At 71.1% G+C, this 17,679-nt stretch carries 18 protein-coding genes; 15 read left to right on the forward strand and 3 right to left on the reverse strand.

The window, feature by feature from the left end; all coding sequences use genetic code 11:
* The first annotated feature begins 420 nt into the window (after positions 1-420).
* Positions 421-837 carry a CoA-binding protein gene (locus tag F4561_RS06220; RefSeq protein WP_184575648.1) on the forward strand — a complete coding sequence of 139 codons (417 nt, stop codon included), beginning with the start codon at positions 421-423 and terminating at the stop codon, positions 835-837.
* Positions 838-873: 36 nt separating this feature from the next.
* Here F4561_RS06220 and F4561_RS06225 read toward each other — a convergent pair whose 3' ends face one another.
* Both F4561_RS06225 and F4561_RS06230 read right to left on the reverse strand, forming a co-directional pair.
* Entirely contained in the window at positions 874-1,473 is a 600-nt protein-coding gene (locus F4561_RS06225) for a GNAT family N-acetyltransferase (protein WP_246437149.1), read from the reverse strand.
* Between the two features lie 240 nt (positions 1,474-1,713).
* Positions 1,714-2,928, reverse strand: coding sequence for a CaiB/BaiF CoA transferase family protein (locus F4561_RS06230; protein WP_184575650.1), 1,215 nt, complete (start codon positions 2,926-2,928; stop codon positions 1,714-1,716).
* A gap of 146 nt (positions 2,929-3,074) precedes the next feature.
* On the opposite strand from F4561_RS06230, the gene F4561_RS06235 reads away from it, so the two are divergent.
* The 8 genes from F4561_RS06235 (at position 3,075) to F4561_RS06270 (ending at position 10,478) form a co-directional block, all read left to right on the forward strand.
* On the forward strand, positions 3,075-3,968 hold the full coding sequence (locus F4561_RS06235; RefSeq protein WP_184575652.1) for a hydroxymethylglutaryl-CoA lyase: 894 nt from the start codon (positions 3,075-3,077) through the stop codon (positions 3,966-3,968).
* A 183-nt stretch (positions 3,969-4,151) separates the two neighbouring features.
* Positions 4,152-4,796: a GntR family transcriptional regulator gene (locus F4561_RS33590; RefSeq protein WP_184575654.1), complete on the forward strand. Its 645-nt coding sequence runs from the start codon at positions 4,152-4,154 to the stop codon at positions 4,794-4,796.
* 351 nt (positions 4,797-5,147) lie between these two features.
* A complete protein-coding gene (locus F4561_RS31950; RefSeq protein ID WP_221445383.1) occupies positions 5,148-6,746 on the forward strand; it encodes an ATP-binding protein in 1,599 nt (532 codons plus the stop codon).
* A gap of 221 nt (positions 6,747-6,967) precedes the next feature.
* Positions 6,968-7,405 carry a roadblock/LC7 domain-containing protein gene (locus tag F4561_RS06250; protein WP_184575656.1) on the forward strand — a complete coding sequence of 146 codons (438 nt, stop codon included), beginning with the start codon at positions 6,968-6,970 and terminating at the stop codon, positions 7,403-7,405.
* Positions 7,402-7,761 (forward strand): DUF742 domain-containing protein, encoded by a 360-nt coding sequence (locus tag F4561_RS06255; protein ID WP_184575658.1) that lies wholly within the window; start codon positions 7,402-7,404, stop codon positions 7,759-7,761. The genes F4561_RS06250 and F4561_RS06255 overlap by 4 nt, the downstream gene beginning before the upstream one ends.
* 46 nt (positions 7,762-7,807) lie before the next feature.
* Entirely contained in the window at positions 7,808-8,383 is a 576-nt protein-coding gene (locus tag F4561_RS06260; protein ID WP_221445808.1) for a GTP-binding protein, read from the forward strand.
* Complete coding sequence (locus F4561_RS06265; protein ID WP_184575662.1) at positions 8,380-9,669, forward strand: cytochrome P450; 1,290 nt, start codon at positions 8,380-8,382, stop codon at positions 9,667-9,669. Before F4561_RS06260 ends, F4561_RS06265 begins: the two co-directional genes overlap by 4 nt.
* A gap of 242 nt (positions 9,670-9,911) precedes the next feature.
* Complete coding sequence (locus F4561_RS06270; protein ID WP_184575665.1) at positions 9,912-10,478, forward strand: hypothetical protein; 567 nt, start codon at positions 9,912-9,914, stop codon at positions 10,476-10,478.
* 48 nt (positions 10,479-10,526) lie between these two features.
* On the opposite strand, the gene F4561_RS06275 is transcribed toward F4561_RS06270, so the two are convergent.
* A complete protein-coding gene (locus tag F4561_RS06275) occupies positions 10,527-11,375 on the reverse strand; it encodes an NAD(P)H-binding protein (RefSeq protein WP_184575668.1) in 849 nt (282 codons plus the stop codon).
* Between the two features lie 282 nt (positions 11,376-11,657).
* On the opposite strand from F4561_RS06275, the gene F4561_RS06280 reads away from it, so the two are divergent.
* The 6 genes from F4561_RS06280 to F4561_RS06305 all read left to right on the forward strand — a co-directional run bounded on the left by F4561_RS06280 (position 11,658) and on the right by F4561_RS06305 (position 17,592).
* A complete protein-coding gene (locus F4561_RS06280) occupies positions 11,658-12,563 on the forward strand; it encodes an ABC transporter ATP-binding protein (protein WP_184575670.1) in 906 nt (301 codons plus the stop codon).
* A complete protein-coding gene (locus F4561_RS06285; protein ID WP_184575672.1) occupies positions 12,553-13,374 on the forward strand; it encodes an ABC transporter permease in 822 nt (273 codons plus the stop codon). The genes F4561_RS06280 and F4561_RS06285 overlap by 11 nt, the downstream gene beginning before the upstream one ends.
* A 15-nt stretch (positions 13,375-13,389) precedes the next feature.
* Entirely contained in the window at positions 13,390-14,505 is a 1,116-nt protein-coding gene (locus F4561_RS33595) for a sensor histidine kinase (protein ID WP_184575674.1), read from the forward strand.
* Positions 14,502-15,155, forward strand: a complete 654-nt coding sequence (locus F4561_RS06295; protein ID WP_184575676.1) for a response regulator — start codon at positions 14,502-14,504, stop codon at positions 15,153-15,155. The genes F4561_RS33595 and F4561_RS06295 overlap by 4 nt, the downstream gene beginning before the upstream one ends.
* Positions 15,156-15,531: 376 nt before the next feature.
* Positions 15,532-16,938, forward strand: a complete 1,407-nt coding sequence (locus F4561_RS06300) for an MFS transporter (RefSeq protein ID WP_184575678.1) — start codon at positions 15,532-15,534, stop codon at positions 16,936-16,938.
* Positions 16,939-17,037: 99 nt separating this feature from the next.
* Positions 17,038-17,592: a TetR/AcrR family transcriptional regulator gene (locus tag F4561_RS06305; protein WP_184575680.1), complete on the forward strand. Its 555-nt coding sequence runs from the start codon at positions 17,038-17,040 to the stop codon at positions 17,590-17,592.
* Positions 17,593-17,679 lie beyond the last annotated feature (87 nt).

Here is a 17,679-nt window from a genome sequence, read left to right on the forward strand (position 1 = left end):
CGTCTCGGTGCTCGGGATGCCCTCAAGGGAAGGACAGGCCGGGTGGCGTGACCGACGATTTCTTAGAATTTTATCCTAGGATTTACTTTTATCAGCCGCTATGGCGGATGCGGGACCATTGCGTTCGCCACACAATTGGGCCCGACCGGTTAGGGAACCGAACCCGATGGCGGTCACCCGGGCGCACCCGGCCCGCGCCACCACGGGAACCACGACCGGCTTCCTGGAAGCGGTGGCCCGGTGCCGGCCATCGCGCGCGGCCACAGCGCTAGGGCCAGCATACGAACCGGCACGTACTTCTTCGTTGGCGCGCAGGAGAATCCCCAAGGAGCCGGAGCATGCCCAATTGGCAGTCCCGGCCGCCGAACCGGGCGGCGCCAGGGGGAAATGCCGCCGCCCGGATCGCGGTTGCAGACAGGTATGACGAGTTATGGCGATGCGGCGACCATCCGCAGGATCCTCACCGAGTCCGGCGACACGTGGGCAGTTGTGGGGCTGTCCAACAACACGGCGCGGGTCGCGCACGGGGTCGCGCGGGTGCTGCGCGAGCACGGAAAACGCGTGGTTCCGGTGCATCCGCGAGCGGAGGAGGTGGCGGGCGAGCCGGGATACGCCAACCTTGCCGAGGTCCCCTTTCCGGTGGACGTCGTGGACGTCTTCGTCAACTCCAATGTGGCCGGCGGCATCGCCGATCAGGCGGTGGCGGTCGGTGCCCGCGCGGTCTGGTTCCAGCTCGGAGTGGTCGACGAGGCGGCCTTCCAGCGCGCCCGCGAGGCCGGCCTCGACATGGTCATGGACCGCTGCCCGGCCATCGAGCTACCCAAGCTCGCGGGGTGAGGGACCCGCTCACCGTACGCCGGTAGCAGCGCTCTCTCAGGCCGGGGCGCGGTCGTCGTGCCGCTCGGCTCCCATCGGCTTGACCAGCTCATCGAAGACGAGATCGGAGCGCTTGGGTAGGCCGTACCGCGGGTCGCCATAGGGGAACGGTGCTTCCACCCCGGTACGGCGGTAGCCGCGGCGCTCGTACCACGCGATCAGGTCGGCGCGCTGCCGGATCACCACCATCCGGAGACGCTCGCATCCCCACTCGCCCGCCATTCGCTCGGCCTCGGCGAGGAGCAGCGAGCCCAGCCCGCCGCCCTGCTCATCCGGCCGGACCGCGAACATGCCGAAGTACGCGTCGCCGTCGCCGCCGCGCTGCAGCTCGCAGCAGGCCACCAGCCGGTCCGCCACCTCGGCCAGCACGATGCGGGTGTCCGGCGCGGTCAGGGTTTCGGCGACACCCTCGGGGTCGACGCGCTGCCCGCCGAGCAAGTGGGCCTCGGTCGTCCAGCCCTTACGGGAGGTCTCGCCGCGATAGGCGGAGTTCAGCAGCTCGACCAGCGCCTCCGTGTCGGCCTCGGTCGCCACACGGAACGCGGGGCCGGTCCCGGTATCGGGCCGCTCCGCCCCCTTGGACATCTCCGCTCGCATGCGTCCTCCTCCTGCGCCACCCGCCGGAACCGCGCTACCAGGTACCGCGGAACACCCTACTCCGCCACCCGGGCGCGCCGCGGGCCTCGGGCCGATAGTGGGGCGCATCGAGGCGGCCGGGGGACATGTCCGCCGCCGAGAACGCCCCCACGGCCACCCTCAACGCGAAAGACGCCTCCGCCGCCCCCGCCGGACGCCTAACCACGCACCCACATCACGACGGGCGGCCCTTGCCCGGACTCAGATGACTCCGCGCTCGGCCAGTCCGGTGACCTCGTACTCGGCGAGGCCCAGAACGGAGCGGTAGATCTCGTTGTTGTGCTCGCCGAGCTCCGGTCCGGTGCTGCGCACCGTCCCAGGGGTCCGGCTGAGCTTGGGGACCACGTTCTGCATCGGTACTTCGCCCAGTTCGGGGTGGGCGAGACGGATGATCGCGTCGCGCGCGGTGAAGTGCGGGTCCGCGAACATGTCGCTGGCGGTGTAGATCCGGCCCGCCGGGACGCCGCCCTCGTGGAGCCGCTCAAGCAGCTCGTCGGCGCCGAAGCGGGCGGTCCACTCGCCGATCAGCGTGTCCAGCTCGGTCATGTTCGCCCCGCGCGCGGAGTGCGTGGCGTAACGCGGGTCCTCCGCGAGTTCCGGCCGTCCCATCAGCTCGGCCAGCCGCGTGAACACGGAGTTCTGGTTCGCCGCGATCAGCACCAGCTCGTCGCCGCGCGCCGGATAGACGTTGCTGGGCGCGATGTTCGGTAGTACCGCCCCGGTGCGTTCCCGCTGGTAGCCACCGATCTCCCACTCGGGCAGCAGCGACTCCATCATCGCCAGCACGGCCTCGTAGATCGCCGAGTCGACCACCTGGCCGCGCCCGGTCCGCTCCCGGCCGTGCAGTGCGGCGAGTGCGCCGATCGTGCCGAAGACCGCGGCCAGGGAGTCTCCGATCGAGATGCCCGTCCGCGACGGCGGGTTCGAGGGGTCTCCGGTCACGTAGCGCAGCCCGCCCATAGCCTCGCCGATGGAGCCGAACCCTGCCCGGGGGGCGTAGGGGCCGTTCTGCCCGTAGCCGGTCACCCGTACCAGGATCAGGCCCGGGTTGGCCTCGGCCAGGGTTTCGTAGTCCAGTCCCCAGCGTTCCAGCGCACCGGGACGGAAGTTCTCGACCACGATGTCGGCGCGCTCGGCCAGCTCGCGGGCCAGGCGCTGTCCAGCGGGCACCCGCAGGTCACAGGTGACCGACTTCTTGTTGCGCGCGACCACGGGCCACCACAGGGACTTGCCGTGCGGCTTCTCGCGGCCCCACTGCCGCATGGGGTCGCCCGAACCCGGCGCCTCGAGTTTGATCACTTCGGCGCCGAGATCACCGAGAAGCTGACCGCAGAACGGGCCGGCGAGTAGCTGCCCCATCTCCAGCACGCGCAGACCGGCCAGGGGGCCGGGGACCTGCTCGTCGCTACCGGGCATGGATTCGTTCCTCGCTTTCGGCTGGGGGCCGGTCACCGAAGACCGGGCAAAGTTGTATGCAAAATAGCTGGAACTATTGATTGACGCAGGGTATGAACTGGGAGAATCTAGAATAAGCTAACAGGTCGTATACAATGAGGCAATGAATGCGCAGTGTGTCCCTCATGGAGGTCGCTCCCCGCGACGGCCTGCAGAATGAGCCCGCCGAACTGTCCACGCGGGACAAGGTGGAGCTGATCGAGCGAAGTATCGCCGCGGGCGTACGGCGAGTCGAGGCCGTCAGCTTCGTCAACCCCAAGCGGGTTCCCCGGATGGCCGACGCCGAGGACGTCATGGCGGCGGTACCGCGCGGCGCCGGAGTCTCCTACACCGGCCTGGTGCTCAACCCGCGCGGGATGCGGCGTGCGCTTGAGGCCGCCGTCGACGAGGTCAACGCCGTCGTCGTGGTGACCGAGACGCTGAGCCAGCGCAACCAGGGCTGCGGGGTCGACGAGGCGGTGCGCAACTGGGCCGGGATCGCCGCAGAGGCGCGCGCCGCCGGGGTGCGCACCACCGTGACCCTGGCCGCCGCCTTCGGTTGCCCGTTCGAGGGCGAGGTGTCCGCGGCTACCGTGCTGGACCTCGCGGCGCGCACGCTGGAGTCCGGGCCCGACGAGATCGCCCTCGCCGACACCATCGGTGCGGGTACCCCCGACCAGGTCGAGACTCTGCTGGGCGGCCTCGCCGAGCGCGCACCAGGGGTGCCCACCCGCTGCCACTTCCACAACACGCGCAACACCGGCTACGCCAATGCGGTCGCCGCCCTGCGGTACGGTGTCTCCACCCTGGACGCCAGCCTGGGCGGGATTGGCGGCTGCCCCTTCGCGCCCAACGCGACCGGGAACATCGCCAGCGAGGACCTGCTCTACACACTGTCCAGGATGGGCGTGCGCACCGGTGTGGAGTTGGAACCGCTGCTGGAGAGCGCCCGCTGGCTCGGTGACCGGATCGGACGTGAGACCCCGGGCCTGCTCCCGCGTGCTGGCGCGTTTCCCAACTGAACGCGGGTTGGCCAGGGCGGCGCGGGGTCGGCCATGCTGAGGCGCGGACGCCGGGACACCGCCAACCCGGCGTCCAGGGGCGTCGCTCGGCGGGGCACCACGGCGTCCGGCCCGGTTCTGAGGCCGGGAGTACCGGTGTTCGAGGCTCCGCTCACGCTGGCACGCGCGACATAAGGGGGGATCGTGGTACGCGCCGTGGACCGCGTCTACGCGCTGGTGCGCGAAGGCATCCTGGACGGCCGTTACGCGCCGGGTGTCCACCTCGGCGAGACCGAGCTCGCCGAGAGCATCGGGGCCAGCCGGACGCCGGTGCGCGAGGCGCTGCGCCGCCTGGAGATGGAGGGCCTGGTAGAGGTCCTGCCGCACCGGGGCGCGCGCGTGGTCGAGTGGGCCGCGGAGGACCTCGATGAGATCTACAACCTGCGCATGCTGCTCGAAGGGTTCGCCGTGGCGCGTGCCGCAACCCGGATCACCTCCAAGGACCTGGACCGCATGGAGGAGCTGTGCGGCCTCATGGAGGAGGCCGCCGCCCCCGGCCCGCGCCAGGATCTCGACCGTGTCACCGAGCTGAACGCCGAGTTCCACGGCCTGGCGCGTTCGGCCGCGGCGAGCAAGCGGCTCGTCACCATGCTCAACTCGGTCGTGCAACTTCCGCTCGTCGTGCGCACGTTCCACCGCTACAGCCCTGAGGACCTCATGCGCAGCGGGGCACACCACCGCGAGCTGGTCGCCGCGTTGCGGGCCGGCGACGCCATGTGGGCCGAGTCCGTGATGCGCTCGCACGTACTCGCCGCCAAGACGGTCCTGCTGCGGAGCTTCTGCGGCTGACGCCGCGGCGCGAGGAGCCGCGTGCGGGGCGCGCGGTCGCCCAGGGGCCGATGTTGGCCAACTACCGGAATCGCCTGCGCGACCGTGTAACGGGGTGGCATCATCGCTCCTCGAATGCACCTCGCTCCCCAACGAATCATGGGCCGCGGTGGTGTTGGTGCGGTTCATGATGCTCGATCGCAGGAAGCAGTATGGATACTCTGCGTGTTTGCGAACTAGTCGTCAGTGTCTATCCGGTGGTTCGGGCGCCAGCCCGCCGCGCTGGTGAACCCCTGCCGCGCTCACGCGCCTCTGCGGGGCCGGCGCGGCCCTCCTTCACCCGCGGCCGCCTTCCCACGGGGAGCTGACGGGATGTCGGCCCAGGCATCCGGCCGGCGCCAGCCGCTCCCTCCCGCGAGTCTGGCGCTGCTCGTTCTGGTCGCCGCGGTGCTCGTCACCGGCGGCGCGTGGCTGTGGGCGGTACGCGCCGCCCCCGCGGACGCGGTGCCCTTTGCGACCACCGCCGGCGGAGTGGCGGGCGCCTTACTCTCGGCCGCTGTCGCTGTCGCGGCCTACTTCGCGGCGGTGGCGCGCCGATCGCGCGAACAGTCCGCGTTCGCCGATGCGCGCGCCGCACGTCTGGATCAAGACGTCACGTGGCTCGCCGAGGAGGTGCTCCCCGCGCTCGGCGGCAAGCTGCGCGACGGGCGGACCGCCGATTCCGTGCTCGCGGAGCTGGCGGAGCCCGACGAGGAGTGCCTGCGGCTCCTGCTCCGCGCGGCCGCCCGCCAGCTCAGCGACTCCGAACAGCGGGCCTCGGCCTCGGCAGCGGAGCTGGCGGCGATCCGCCAGGACGCCGCTCACCTCACCGACGAGACACTTCCCGTGCTGGTCAGGCGGTTGCGCACGGACCGCACGGTATCCGCGGAGGCCGTGCTCGCGGAGCTGGCGGAGCCCGGCGAGGAGTGCCTGCGGCCCCTGCTCCGCGAGACCGCGCGCCACATCGGCAAGTCCGAGCGCACGGGCGCGGCGGCGATGGCGGCGTGCGCGAGCGCCGCGGCCCGCGGCCAGGCCCGGGTGACCACCATGCTCGCCAAGCTGCGAGAGCTGGAGGACCAGTACGGGGACCAGGACGACATCTTCGCTGACCTGCTGGAACTGGACCACCAGACAGCACAGATGGGCCGGCTGGCCGACAGCTTCGCCGTGCTCAGCGGTGGACGCTCCGGACGGCGATGGACGAAGCCGATCGTCATGGAGCGCCTCCTGCGCGGGGCCATGGGGCGTATCGGCGCCTTCCGGCGCATACGGACCCACTCGACCAGCACCGTCGCGGTCGCCGGTTACGCGGCCGAAGGCGTGATGCACACCCTGGCCGAGCTGATGGACAACGCCACCACCTTCTCCGCACACGACACCGAGGTCCACGTCTACGTGGCGGAGGAGGACTCCGGCGTCGCGGTCACGATCGAGGACAGCGGGTTGGGTATGCGCCCGCGTGAGCAGCGGCGAGCCGAGGCGCTGGTCGCCGAGACACTCGACCTGACCACGTTGACCGGTACCCGGCTGGGACTGGCGGTGGTGGGCCGGCTGTGCGCGAAGTACGGGCTGACCGTCGACTTCTGGCCCTCCGACCACGGGGGAACCGGGGTGGTGCTGCTGATCCCGCGCCACCTGATCACGCAGCCCCGCCAGACGCACGCGCTGCCCGCGAGAGACGGTGCGGCCCGGTCCGCGGCCGCGGACCGGGCCGCCGCGCAGGACATGCCCTCCCAGCCCGACGTCGGTGACGGGTCGGAGAAACTGCCGAAGCGGCGCCGCGGGGCGACGCTCGCCGCGGCTCTGCGTACGGAACACCCCCCGCCCTCGACGGCGACCACCCGACAACGCGGCGATCCGGCGGCACGGTTCGCGGCGTTCCGCAAGGCGAGCGGCGGTACCGCGCCGGACGACCGCGAGGAGTCGCAGTGAGCGTCGCCCGAGCCCACCAGCGGCGCACCCGCGCGGCCCAGCGGAGGCAAGCCCGGTGGTGCTCCGCTCCGCCCGCCCGGTCAGCGCGGCAAACGTTCACGCATCCCTCCAGCACGTAGCGACCCGGAAGCCGAACGGCGTCCACCGCCGTACGGCCTAGAGAGGAACAGGAGGCAGGGGTCGGGCTCCAGCGCACGGCAGGACCACACCCCACGATTCCCATGAGCGATCCGAACCCGATAACGACGACGAGCCGCGGCCTCCACTGGCTCCTGGACAACATCCTGGACAAGACCCCCGGAACCCGCGAGGTCCTGGTGCTGTCGCGGGACGGCCTGAAGATGTGCTTCACCCCGGGGTTGGGCGAGGACGGGGCCGACCAGCTCTCGGCCATCGCCGCCGGAGTCCAGAGCCTGTCTCTCAGCGCCTCTGCCGAATTCGGCGACGGGAAGGGTTCGGGGCAGGCCATGCTGGAGTTCGGGGGCGGGCTGCTGCTGATCGTGCCCGCGTCTGCCGGCGCCCACCTGGCCGTGCTGGCCGAGGAGGACGCCGACGTGGGCCTTGTTGGGCACAACATGAACGAGCTGGTGGAGCAGATCGGGGACTACCTGACCGCGGCGCCGCGCCAACCCGTTTGCAGCGGCGAACCACGGCCATGAACCAGCGGCCTGTTGACCACGAGGAGCCCGACCGGCTCTACACCGTCACCGGTGGGCGCAACCGCGCCGATGCGAGTGCTTTTGACACGGTCACGCTCATCGTCAGCGAATGCGAGCCGGACTCCGGGATGCAGTCCGAGCACGCACGGGTCCTGGCGATGTGCCGGCGGCCGATGGCGGTAGTGGAGATCTCCGCCGAACTCGCGCTCCCGGTGAGCGTCGTGAAGATCCTGTTGTGCGACCTCCTGGACACCGGCCGCATCACCGTCCGCCACCCCTCGTCGGCGACCGCGCCGGCGGACCGACCCGCCCCGGAAACCCTGGAACAGGTGCTCAGTGCACTCGAAAGCCTGTGAAGCCACTCCAGCCGCGGAACGCACGGCGCACGCCGGCCCCGCATCGCTGCGCGCGACCACCAACGACGCCCTGAAGCTCGTCATCGTAGGTGGCTTCGGCGTGGGGAAGACAACGATGGTCGGCTCGGTCAGCGAGATCCGCCCGCTGAGCACCGAAGAGATCATGACCCAGGCCGGGGTAGGGATCGACGACGCCAGCGGCGTGCGGCACAAGAGCACCACGACCGCCGCCTTCGACTTCGGCCGGATCACGCTCACCGAACAGAAGGTCCTGTACCTGTTCGGGGTCCCGGGTCAAGAGCGGTTCTGGTTCCTGTGGGACCAGTTGTTCGCCGGGAGCCTCGGCGCGGTGGTGCTGGTGGACACCCGCCGCATGGCGGACTCCTGGTACTCCGTTGACCGGCTGGAGCACCACGCGATGCCGTTCGTTGTCGCCGTGAACCGGTTCGGCCCGGGGCCCGGCCTCGACGAGGTGCGCGACGCACTGTCGTTGTCCGGCGACGTTCCTCTGCTCGACTGCGACGCGAGAGAGCGGCAGTCCTGCAAGGACGTGCTGGTTACGCTCGTCCGGCACCTCACGCACACCTACGACCGTTCGCCCGCCCAGGAGAGCACGCCGTGACGAATCCAACCAGCCCAACCGGGTCCGCCGCGCCCTCGCGCGACGACCGGCCGGTGTGGGCGGAGTATCCCGACCACGTCGAGGCGGAGCGGTTCTCCAGCCTGCAGCTCGCCGAAGACCCGGCCGCCCTGTACCACCAGGTCCGGCAGCGGTACGGGCCGGTCGCCCCGATCGTGCTCGACGGGGGCATTCCCGCATGGTTCGTGCTCGGGTACCGCGAGCTGAACCACGTCGCCAGCAACCCCCAGCGGTTCGCGCGCGACTCCCGGCGCTGGAACGCCTGGGACCTCGTCCCCGACGACTGGTCCCTGATGCCCTACGTCGCATGGACCCCCTCGGTGATGTTCACCGAGGGGCCGGAGCACAAGCGGCGCGCCGCGGCGATCGGTGACGCGCTGGACACCCTGAACCGGACCGAGCTGACGTCGGTCTGCGAGCACGTGGCCGACGAGCTGGTCGACGCGTTCGCCGGGGACGGGGAGGCGGATCTGGTCGCCCAGTACGCCCACCCGAACCCCGCGCGCGTGACCGCCAAGCTGTTCGGGCTGCCCGAATCCGACATCGCCGGGCTCGTCCAGGACATCTTCGACTCGCTCGACTTCGAGAAGGAGACGGCCCAGGCGTACCAGCGGCTGTACGAACGGATGCGGCACCTGGTCGCCGACCGCAGAGCACGGCCCCGCCAGGACATCCCCTCGCTACTGCTCGCGCACCCGGCCGGGCTCACCGACGACGAGAGCGTCATCGACCTGCTGGTGATGCTGGCCGCCCAGGCGCCCACGGGCAACTGGATCGGCAACACCCTTCGGCTGATGCTGGTCGACGACCAGTTCGCGGTGACCCTGCAGGGCGGGCGCAGCAGCGCCGACCAGGCGCTGACCGAGGTGCTGTGGAAGAACACCCCCACACAGAACTTCATCGGGCGCTGGGCCACGCGGTCCTGCGACCTGGGCGGCCGCCGCGTTCGCAAGGGAGACCTGCTGGTCCTGGGGCTGGCCGCGGCCAATACCGACCCGCAGGTGCGGCCGGAGCCGCATGAGTCCGGCGCCAACCGCGCCCACATGTCCTTCGGGCACGGCGAGCACGGGTGCCCGTTCCCGGCGCCGGAGCTCGCCGAGATCATGGCCCGCACGGCCATCGAGGTGCTCCTGGACCGGCTGCCCGACATCGAGCTGGGGGTATCCGACTCCGAGTTGCGCTGGCGGCCATCGGTGTGGATGCGCGGGCTGGCCTCCCTCCCGGTCGTGTTCACTCCGACCGTTTCCCGCGGCCCCGGCACGCCCTGACCACCCCGCGCGGGGTGGTCAGGGCGTGCCGGGCACTCGCATGCCGCGGGCCCGAGCTGCGCACTGTTCCGGATCTCCGCGCCTGGAACTACGCCGCTCGACGTAGCGAAGGTTCCGCGGTTGAGCGGACGTCCCGGAACTCCCGCGCGGCCACGATGGACGCGTAATCGGGCGGGGTGACGAACCGGCGCACACCCGGAGACGCCCGCCACCGGCCGTTGGTTCGGCGAGGGAGGCTGATCATGGCAGGTAGTGCCACGGCACCCGGTCGGCTGTTCAAGCTGGGCGTCCGCGCGCGCAAGGGAGTACTGGCGGCGCACATCGTCTTCGCGGGAGCCTGGATCGGGATCGACGCGACGCTCGGGATTCTGGTCATCACCGGGTTGCTGACCGCTGATCCCGGCGTCGCCGCGACGTGCTTCCAGGCGCTCCAGTTCTTCGCTGTTGTACCGATGTTCACGGTGAGCCTCGCCTGCCTGGGCACCGGGGTGGTCCTGGGGCTCGGGACCAAGTACGGCCTGCTCCGGTACTGGTGGGTCGCGGCGAAGCTGGCGATCAACCTGGTGTTCTCCGCGCTCATCGTGTTCGCGCTGCGCCCGGACATCGAGCTGGCCGCGGACTATGGCCGGCAGCTCGCGGCGGGGACACCGACACTTCCCGAACCCACCATGTTGCTCTTCCCGGTGTTCGTAGCGCCCACCCTGCTGCTCATCGCGACGCTGCTGGCGGTCTTCAAGCCGTGGGGCCGGATCCGCCGCCGCTCCGAGCGAGCGCCGCGCGAGCGTGTGGCCGGTGCGGCGTCTCGCTGAGTCCGGCCGAACCCGCACCCTGGGGTGGGCAGGAGACGACCGCCCACCTCAGGGTGCGGGTTCGAAGGCGGCGCGGTGGGCGTGCGCCCATTCCCGGAACGTGCGCGCGGGGTGGCCGGTGATCCGCTCGACGGCGTTGGTGACGGGGGCGGGCGTACCGGTGGCCGCGGCGGCGGAGTCGAGCAGCGCCTCAAGGACCGGTTCGGGCATCCAGGGCGCGCGCTGGGCGAGGGCCTGTTCGCGGGTGAGTTCCTCGATGGTGATCGGCGCGCCGAGCACGTCGCCGAGACTGGTGACCACGTCGCGCACCCGCAGCGACTCCGGTCCGGTCACCACCTGCATCCTGCCGCGATGCGTGTCCCGGGTCAGCAGGTCCACGGCCACGTCGGCGATGTCGTCGATGTGGATGGGCGTGACCCGCGCATCGGGGTAGGCGATACCGACGGGCTCGCGGGCGCGGACCGGTTCCCCCCAGTCGCGGCGCGCGTTGCTGGCCAGCCAACTGGGGTACAGCACGGTGTGGTCCAGCCCCGAGGCCTCCAGGGCTTGTTCCATGGCCCGGTGGGCGACCCCGAGAGGGCTGGTGTACTCGCCGGCCTCGTAGGACGCCGGCGAGGACAGGAGCACGACGTGGCGCACGCCCGCTTCGCTGGCGCGGGCCAGGAAGGCGCTCGGGTCACCGAGGACCGGGTAGAGGAACATCGTTGTGATGCCCCGGAACGCCGTACTGGCGTTGTCCGGGCTGGTGATGTCCAACTCAACGCCCTCGGCACCCGGCGGTAGTTCGAGGTCCGCCACGTCCCGGGCGGACCCGCGCACACTGTGTCCGGCCTCGGCGAGTTTGGCGATGACGCGGCCGCCGATGGTGCCGCGGGCTCCGGTGACAAGAACAGTCACGGCGATTCCTTACTGATCCGGGCTGCGTGTCCAGCCTCTGACGGTGGCCCCTCCCCGCGGGACTCTCTCCCGGGAGGGGTGATTTGGTTAGCGAACCAAAATATATGTGTTAGCAAAGCTATTTCTCGCGTTGGGGGGTGTCAATCCCGGGATCGGTCCCGGCCGTGCCGGACCGCCGCGCGGTGGCGCGTACTCCGCCAGCGCCGCCTACGCCAGATGACGCAGGAAAGACCCCGCTCACCAGCGGACGCGGGAACCAGCCCCGGGGCCGAACCTGGGGGCATGAGCACACCAGTTGAGACCACCGCACTGACCAAGCGCTATGGTCCGATCGCGGCGGTGCGGGACCTGAACCTCACCGTGCGCCCCGGCGAGGTTTACGGATTCCTGGGGCCCAACGGAGCCGGGAAGACCACGACCTTGCGCATGCTCCTGGGGCTGATCAAGCCGACCTCGGGCCGCCTGCGGCTGCTCGGTCTGGCGCCCGGGCCCCGTCACCTGGACCGGGTGGGCGCCCTGATCGAGGGGCCCTCCTTCTACCCCTACCTGTCGGGCCGCGACAACCTCCGGGTCCTCGCCGACCACGCCGGCGTCAGCCGCTCACGGGTTCCCACCGTGCTGGCGACCGTGGACCTGACCGCCCGCGCCGGCGACCGGTACTCGGTGTACTCACTGGGCATGAAGCAGCGGCTCGGGTTGGCCGGGGCACTGCTCAAGGAGCCCGAGCTGCTCATCCTGGACGAGCCCACCAACGGGCTGGACCCGGCGGGGATGGCCGACATGCGGGTCACGATCCGCAAGCTCGCCGCGGACGGTTGCACCGTGCTGCTGTCGAGCCACCTGCTCGCCGAGGTGGAGCAGACCTGCGACCGGGTCGGCGTCATCAACGAGGGGCGGCTCGTCACCGAGAGCTCCGTGGCCGAGCTCCGTTCCGGGGGCACCCTGCGTGTCCGCGCGGAGCCGGTGGAGCGGGCGCGCAGCCACCTCGTGTCGCAGCTCGGCGCCGGCCAGGTGCGGGCGGACGGCGCCGGCTCCGCGATCGACCTGCGCGTCGACTCCGCCCGGGCGGCCGAGATCAATCACGGACTCGTCGACGCCGGCGTGTCCGTCAGCGAGCTGCGCTGGCACGAGCCCGACCTTGAGGAGACCTTCCTGAAGCTGACCGGAGGTGGCACCGATGCTGACTAACGTCCGCGCCGAGCTCGTCAAGCAGGCCCGTCGGCCCGCGAACTGGCTCCTGCTGGCCGTGGCCGCCGCGCTCACCCTGGCGTTCGGCTACCTGATCCCCTACGCCGGGCTCACCGGAATGGCCTCCGGAACGCCCGCCGCCGACAGTGGGCTCGCCGCGATGCTGCCGGAGATGTTCCTGGGCAACGCTGTCGGCGGGCTGCCCATCTTCGCCGGCGCCCTCGCGCTCATCTTCGGGGTCCTGGTCGCGGGCAGCGAGTACGGGTGGGACACGTGGAAGGCGGTGCTGGCGCAACGGCCGGCCCGCATGTCCGTCTACGCCGCCAAGCTGGCCACCCTGGCCCTGGGCACGATGCTCGGCGTGCTCACCCTGTTCGCCTGCACCGCCACGGCCAGTGCGGTCATCGCCTCCGCGGAGAGCCAGCCGCTGGACTGGCCGGGGCCGCTCGACCTCGGCTTCGGGATTGGAGCCGGGTGGCTCATGGCGCTCATGTGGGCCTCGCTCGGCGCCGCTCTGGCCATCACGCTCCGCGGTGTCGCGCTGCCGATCGGCCTCGGACTGGTGTGGCTGCTGGCCGTGCAGAACCTGCTGGCCACGATCGCCGCTCCGCTGCTCGACTGGGTCGCCAGCGCGCAGGAGTGGCTGCCCGGCCCGAACGCGGGCGCCCTGGCCTACGCCGCGGGCGCCAGGGACACGCCGGGTGTCTCCGACATCGTCGAACCCGGACACGCCACACTCGTGGTAGCGGCCTACCTGCTGGCGTTCTGCGCTGTCGGCGGCTGGCTGCTGCACCGCCGGGACATCGCCTGAGAAGGGACGGCGGACGTGGGAGCACCGAAGCCGTGGCTGGGCGACGCGGCCATCGCCCTGCTGCTCGCGGTGGTCGGCGTGCTGGGCACCATCGCGACGGACCAGGCCGCCGCGGCCGACCGGCCGGTCGACCTCTGGGCGCTCGGGGTGGTGCTGGGCGCCGCGTTCTCACTGGTGGTCCGGCGCCGGTGGCCCCTGGCCACGCTCGCGGTGACGGCCGTGGCGGTCTCGGGGTTCCTGCTGGCCGGATATCCCTACGGCCCGGTCTTCTTCCCGTTCTTCGTCGCCGTCTACACCGTGGCCCGGCACCGCCCGCTCGCGTGGGCGGTGCCGGCCTCGCTGGCCGCGTTCGCCGCCCTGCTCCCGCACCTGTTCACGCACCCGGACGCGCTCCCGGGCCTGCGCGGGCTGGTGCCGGCGACGGGATGGGTGGTCGTACCGTTCTCGATCGGGGTCACGGCGCGCACCCTCTGGCAGGCGGCCCGGCGGGAGCGGGCGGACGAGGTGCGGCGGCGGGTGTACGACGAGCGGCTGCGTATCGCCCAGGAGGTGCACGACGTCGTCGGGCACGGACTCGCGGCGATCAAGATGCAGGCAGATGTCGCCCTGCACCTGCTGGCCAAGAAACCCGAGCAGGCGGAGCAGGCCCTGACCGTGATCAGCCGCACCAGTACCGAGGCGCTCGACGAGGTCCGCGCGACCCTGGAGACGGTCCGCGGCGCCGGCTCCGATCCCGAACGGTCGGCGGCGCCCGGCCTGCACCAGCTCACCGAACTGCGCGACCGCATGGCCGAGTCCGGAGCAGAGATCGCGCTCGACGTCACCGGAACCCCGCGGGAGCTGCCGGCCGCCGCCGACCTCGCGGCCTACCGCGTCGTGCAGGAGTCGCTGACCAACGTGCTGCGGCACGCCGATGCCGGAACGGCCACCGTTCGGGTGCACTACGCGCCGGACGCGGTGTCGATCGTGGTCACCAATCCGGCTCCCGAAGCCGCGAGCGAACGAGAAGGGTTCGGTATCCCGGGCATGCGGGAACGAGTCACCGCGCAGGGCGGCACGCTGACGGCGGGACCCACGGACGACGGCCGGTTCGAGGTCCGCGCCACCATCCCGACCGGCGGTGGCGAATGATCACAGTCATGATCGTGGACGACCAGGAGCTGGTCCGGCTCGGGCTGCGCGCGCTGATCGAGAACGAGGACGGCCTGGAGTTCGCCGGGGAGGCTGGGGACGGGACCGCCGCCGTCTCCGGCGTGCGCGAGACCCACCCCGACATCGTTCTGATGGACATCCGGATGCCCGGGATCGACGGCCTGGAGGCCACCCGGCGGATCAGCGCCGATCCCGACCTCGCCAGCACCAGGATCATCGTCCTGACCACGTTCGAGCGCGACGAGTACGTCTTCGACGCCGTCCGGTACGGCGCGAGCGGGTTCCTGCTCAAGGACACCTCACCGGCCCGGCTCGTCGAAGCCGTCCGGTTGGTCGCCGACGGCGGCGCGCTGCTGTCCCCGACGGTCACCCGGACACTCATCCGGGAGTTCGCCACCCGGCCCGCCCGCGCCGCCAAGCCGCACCCCCGGCTCGGCACGCTTACCGACCGGGAGCGCGAGATCGTGGGCCTCGTCGGCGAAGGGTTGAGCAACGAGGAGATCGGCAGCCGGCTCTATATCAGCCCCGCCACCGCCCGCACGCACGTCGGCCGCGCCATGACCAAACTCGCCGCGCGCGACCGCGCCCAGCTCGTCGTCTTCGCCTACCAGTCGGGGCTGACCGCGTGACCGCGGTGGTGCCTTCCGGGACGCTTATGCCGCTCCTTCCCGAACCCGCCGGCCCGGTCGCGGGTCTGTCCGAAGACGGCCGGTGGCGCGTGGTAGACGACCGCGTCTCCGAGTCATGAGGTGAGCGGTACGCGGTCCCGGACGCCCATCGCCGGACCCCGCGGGTGCGCTGCGCTCAGGGGCGGCGCCGCCCGCTCACCCGAACCGCGGCCCGGTGCGCTGGCCGTGGGTGGCGAGCCGGGCGGTGTCGGCTGCCTGGGCGACTGACCAGGTCACGGCTTCGGGTGAAAAACGCCTGGGCAGAGCTAGCGACAAATGTTTCGGGACCCGAATATATTGGCTCCCGAAGTAAATCCGGCGACCGGGGGTCGAGCTCATGACAAAAACGGTGGCGCGCCGGCGGCGCGCGATGGGTGTCGCTCCGCTCGAAGGCATCACCGGCAAGGAAGCGGCCCCCTTCGGGTGGGCCCCACTCATCGTGCTCTTTCTGGTCGGTATCACCGACCGGATCGAGACCTCCATAACATCGGGCGCGCTGCCGCTGCTGCAGGCCGAGTGGGGCTTCAGCGACACCATGGGCGGGATGATCTCGACGGCGCCGCTGATCGTCGGCGCCCTCATGGCGATCCCCGCGGGCGTCCTCGCCGACCGGTTCAACCGGACCGCGCTGATCGCGCTCGTGGTCGCGATCTGGTCGTTCATCACGCTCGGGTCGGCGCTTGCGCCGGTCTTCGCGCTGTTCTTCCTCAGCCGGGTGCTCCTCGGGGCCGCCGACACGATCGACAACCCGGCGTCGAGCAGCCTGCTGGCCGACTACTACCCGCCCAAGACCCGGGCCAAGGTCTTCGGCTGGGTGCGCCTCACCCAGTACGCCGGGTTGGCGATCGGCACCATCTTCGGCGGCGTGGTCGGCCAGGCGTTCGGCTGGCGGTGGGCCTACGCGTGCATGGTCATCCCCGGCCTGATCGTCGCCTACCTGTGCTGGCGGCTCCGCGAGCCCGTTCGGGGCTACCTGGACGAGGTCCTGGCGCGCGACTCCGACAAGCCCGTACCGGTTCCCGAGACCGACGGCCGCGGAACGGCTGTCGGGTCCGAGCGTCCCGCCCGGATCGGCACGCAGCTCCGCTACATCTGGCGGATCCGCACGCTGCGCTACGTATGCGGCGGTCTGATGTGCCTCTCGCTCGGCCTGCAGGGCATCCTGTACTGGGTCCCCAGCCTGCTCAACCGCGAGTTCGGCCTCGATCCGGCGGAGGCGTCGCTGCTCAGCTCCATGGTGGGCCTGCTGGGCGTGTGCGCCGGGGCGGTGTTCGGTGGCTGGCTGGGCGGCAAGCTGCACGGCAGGGTGCGGGGTGGGCGGCTCCTCGCCAGCGCGATCGGTCTGCTCGTCGGGTCCCTCATGCTCGGGATCGCGCTGTCCATGGACGGCCTGGGCATGTTCATCGTCTTCCTCGGCATGTCGAATTTCCTGACCGCGATCGGGATTCCGAACTTCTTCGCCTCCATGGCCGACGTCGTGCAGGCGAGCTCCCGCGGGATGAGCTTCGCGGTCCTCAACTTCCTCGTCATCGGCGGTTCGCTGGGGCCGGTCGTCGTCGGCGCGGTCTCCGATGCCAACAACGGCAACCTCATGCTGGGAATGGCCGCATTGTTCCCGGCGTTGCTGGTGGCCGGATTGCTGGTGCTGCTCGGACGCATGCACTTCGACCGGGAAGCCGAGAGCGTGCTCGCGGCGGCCAAACCAGAGCCCCCGGCGGGGGAGGGGACCCCCGCACCCGACTGACGGTGCCCGTCCCGGTCCCGATTGTCGAAAACCGCCCCCGGCGAACTGCTCATTGGCTCGGCGGACACTGCCAACGCGCATTGGCCTACGATTGTTGGTATGCGGAGAAGCTCCGAAGAGACCAAGCGGGAGATCCTGGCCGCCGCTCGCGAGCGGTTCGCCACCGACGGCTACGACCGGGCGACGATCCGGGCCATCGCGGCGGACGCCAGCATCGACCCGTCCATGGTGATGCGCTACTTCGGCAGCAAGGAGGGGCTGTTCGCGGCCGCCGCGGAGTTCGACCTGGATATGCCGGACCTGGGGCGGGTCCCGCGCGAGGACGCCGGAACGACCCTGGCCGGCCACTTCTTCCGGCGGTGGGAGGACGACAACGAGTCGTTGCGGATCCTGCTGCGGACGGCCGTCACCGAGGAGTCTGTCGCCGAGCGGATGCGCGCGATCTTCGCCGAACAACTCGTGCCGACCATCGCCGCACTGACCGGGGACACCGAGTCCGCCCGGGGTCGGGCGGGACTCGTGGCCACCCAGATGCTCGGCGTGGCGCTGTGCCGGTACGTGTTGCGGATGCCGCCCGTGGCCGCCATGGACCGCCAGGAGATCGTCGGCTGGCTCGGCCCCACCCTGCAGCGCTATCTGGCCGGCGAGAAGTAGGCAGGCGCCGAAGCGTTCCCGCCGCCCGCGGAACCCGGCGCGGTCAGCATCCCGGGTACCGATCGCGGCCAGGTTCTGGCCGCGATC

This window comes from Lipingzhangella halophila (assembly GCF_014203805.1).
GTDB lineage: Bacteria > Actinomycetota > Actinomycetes > Streptosporangiales > Streptosporangiaceae > Lipingzhangella > Lipingzhangella halophila.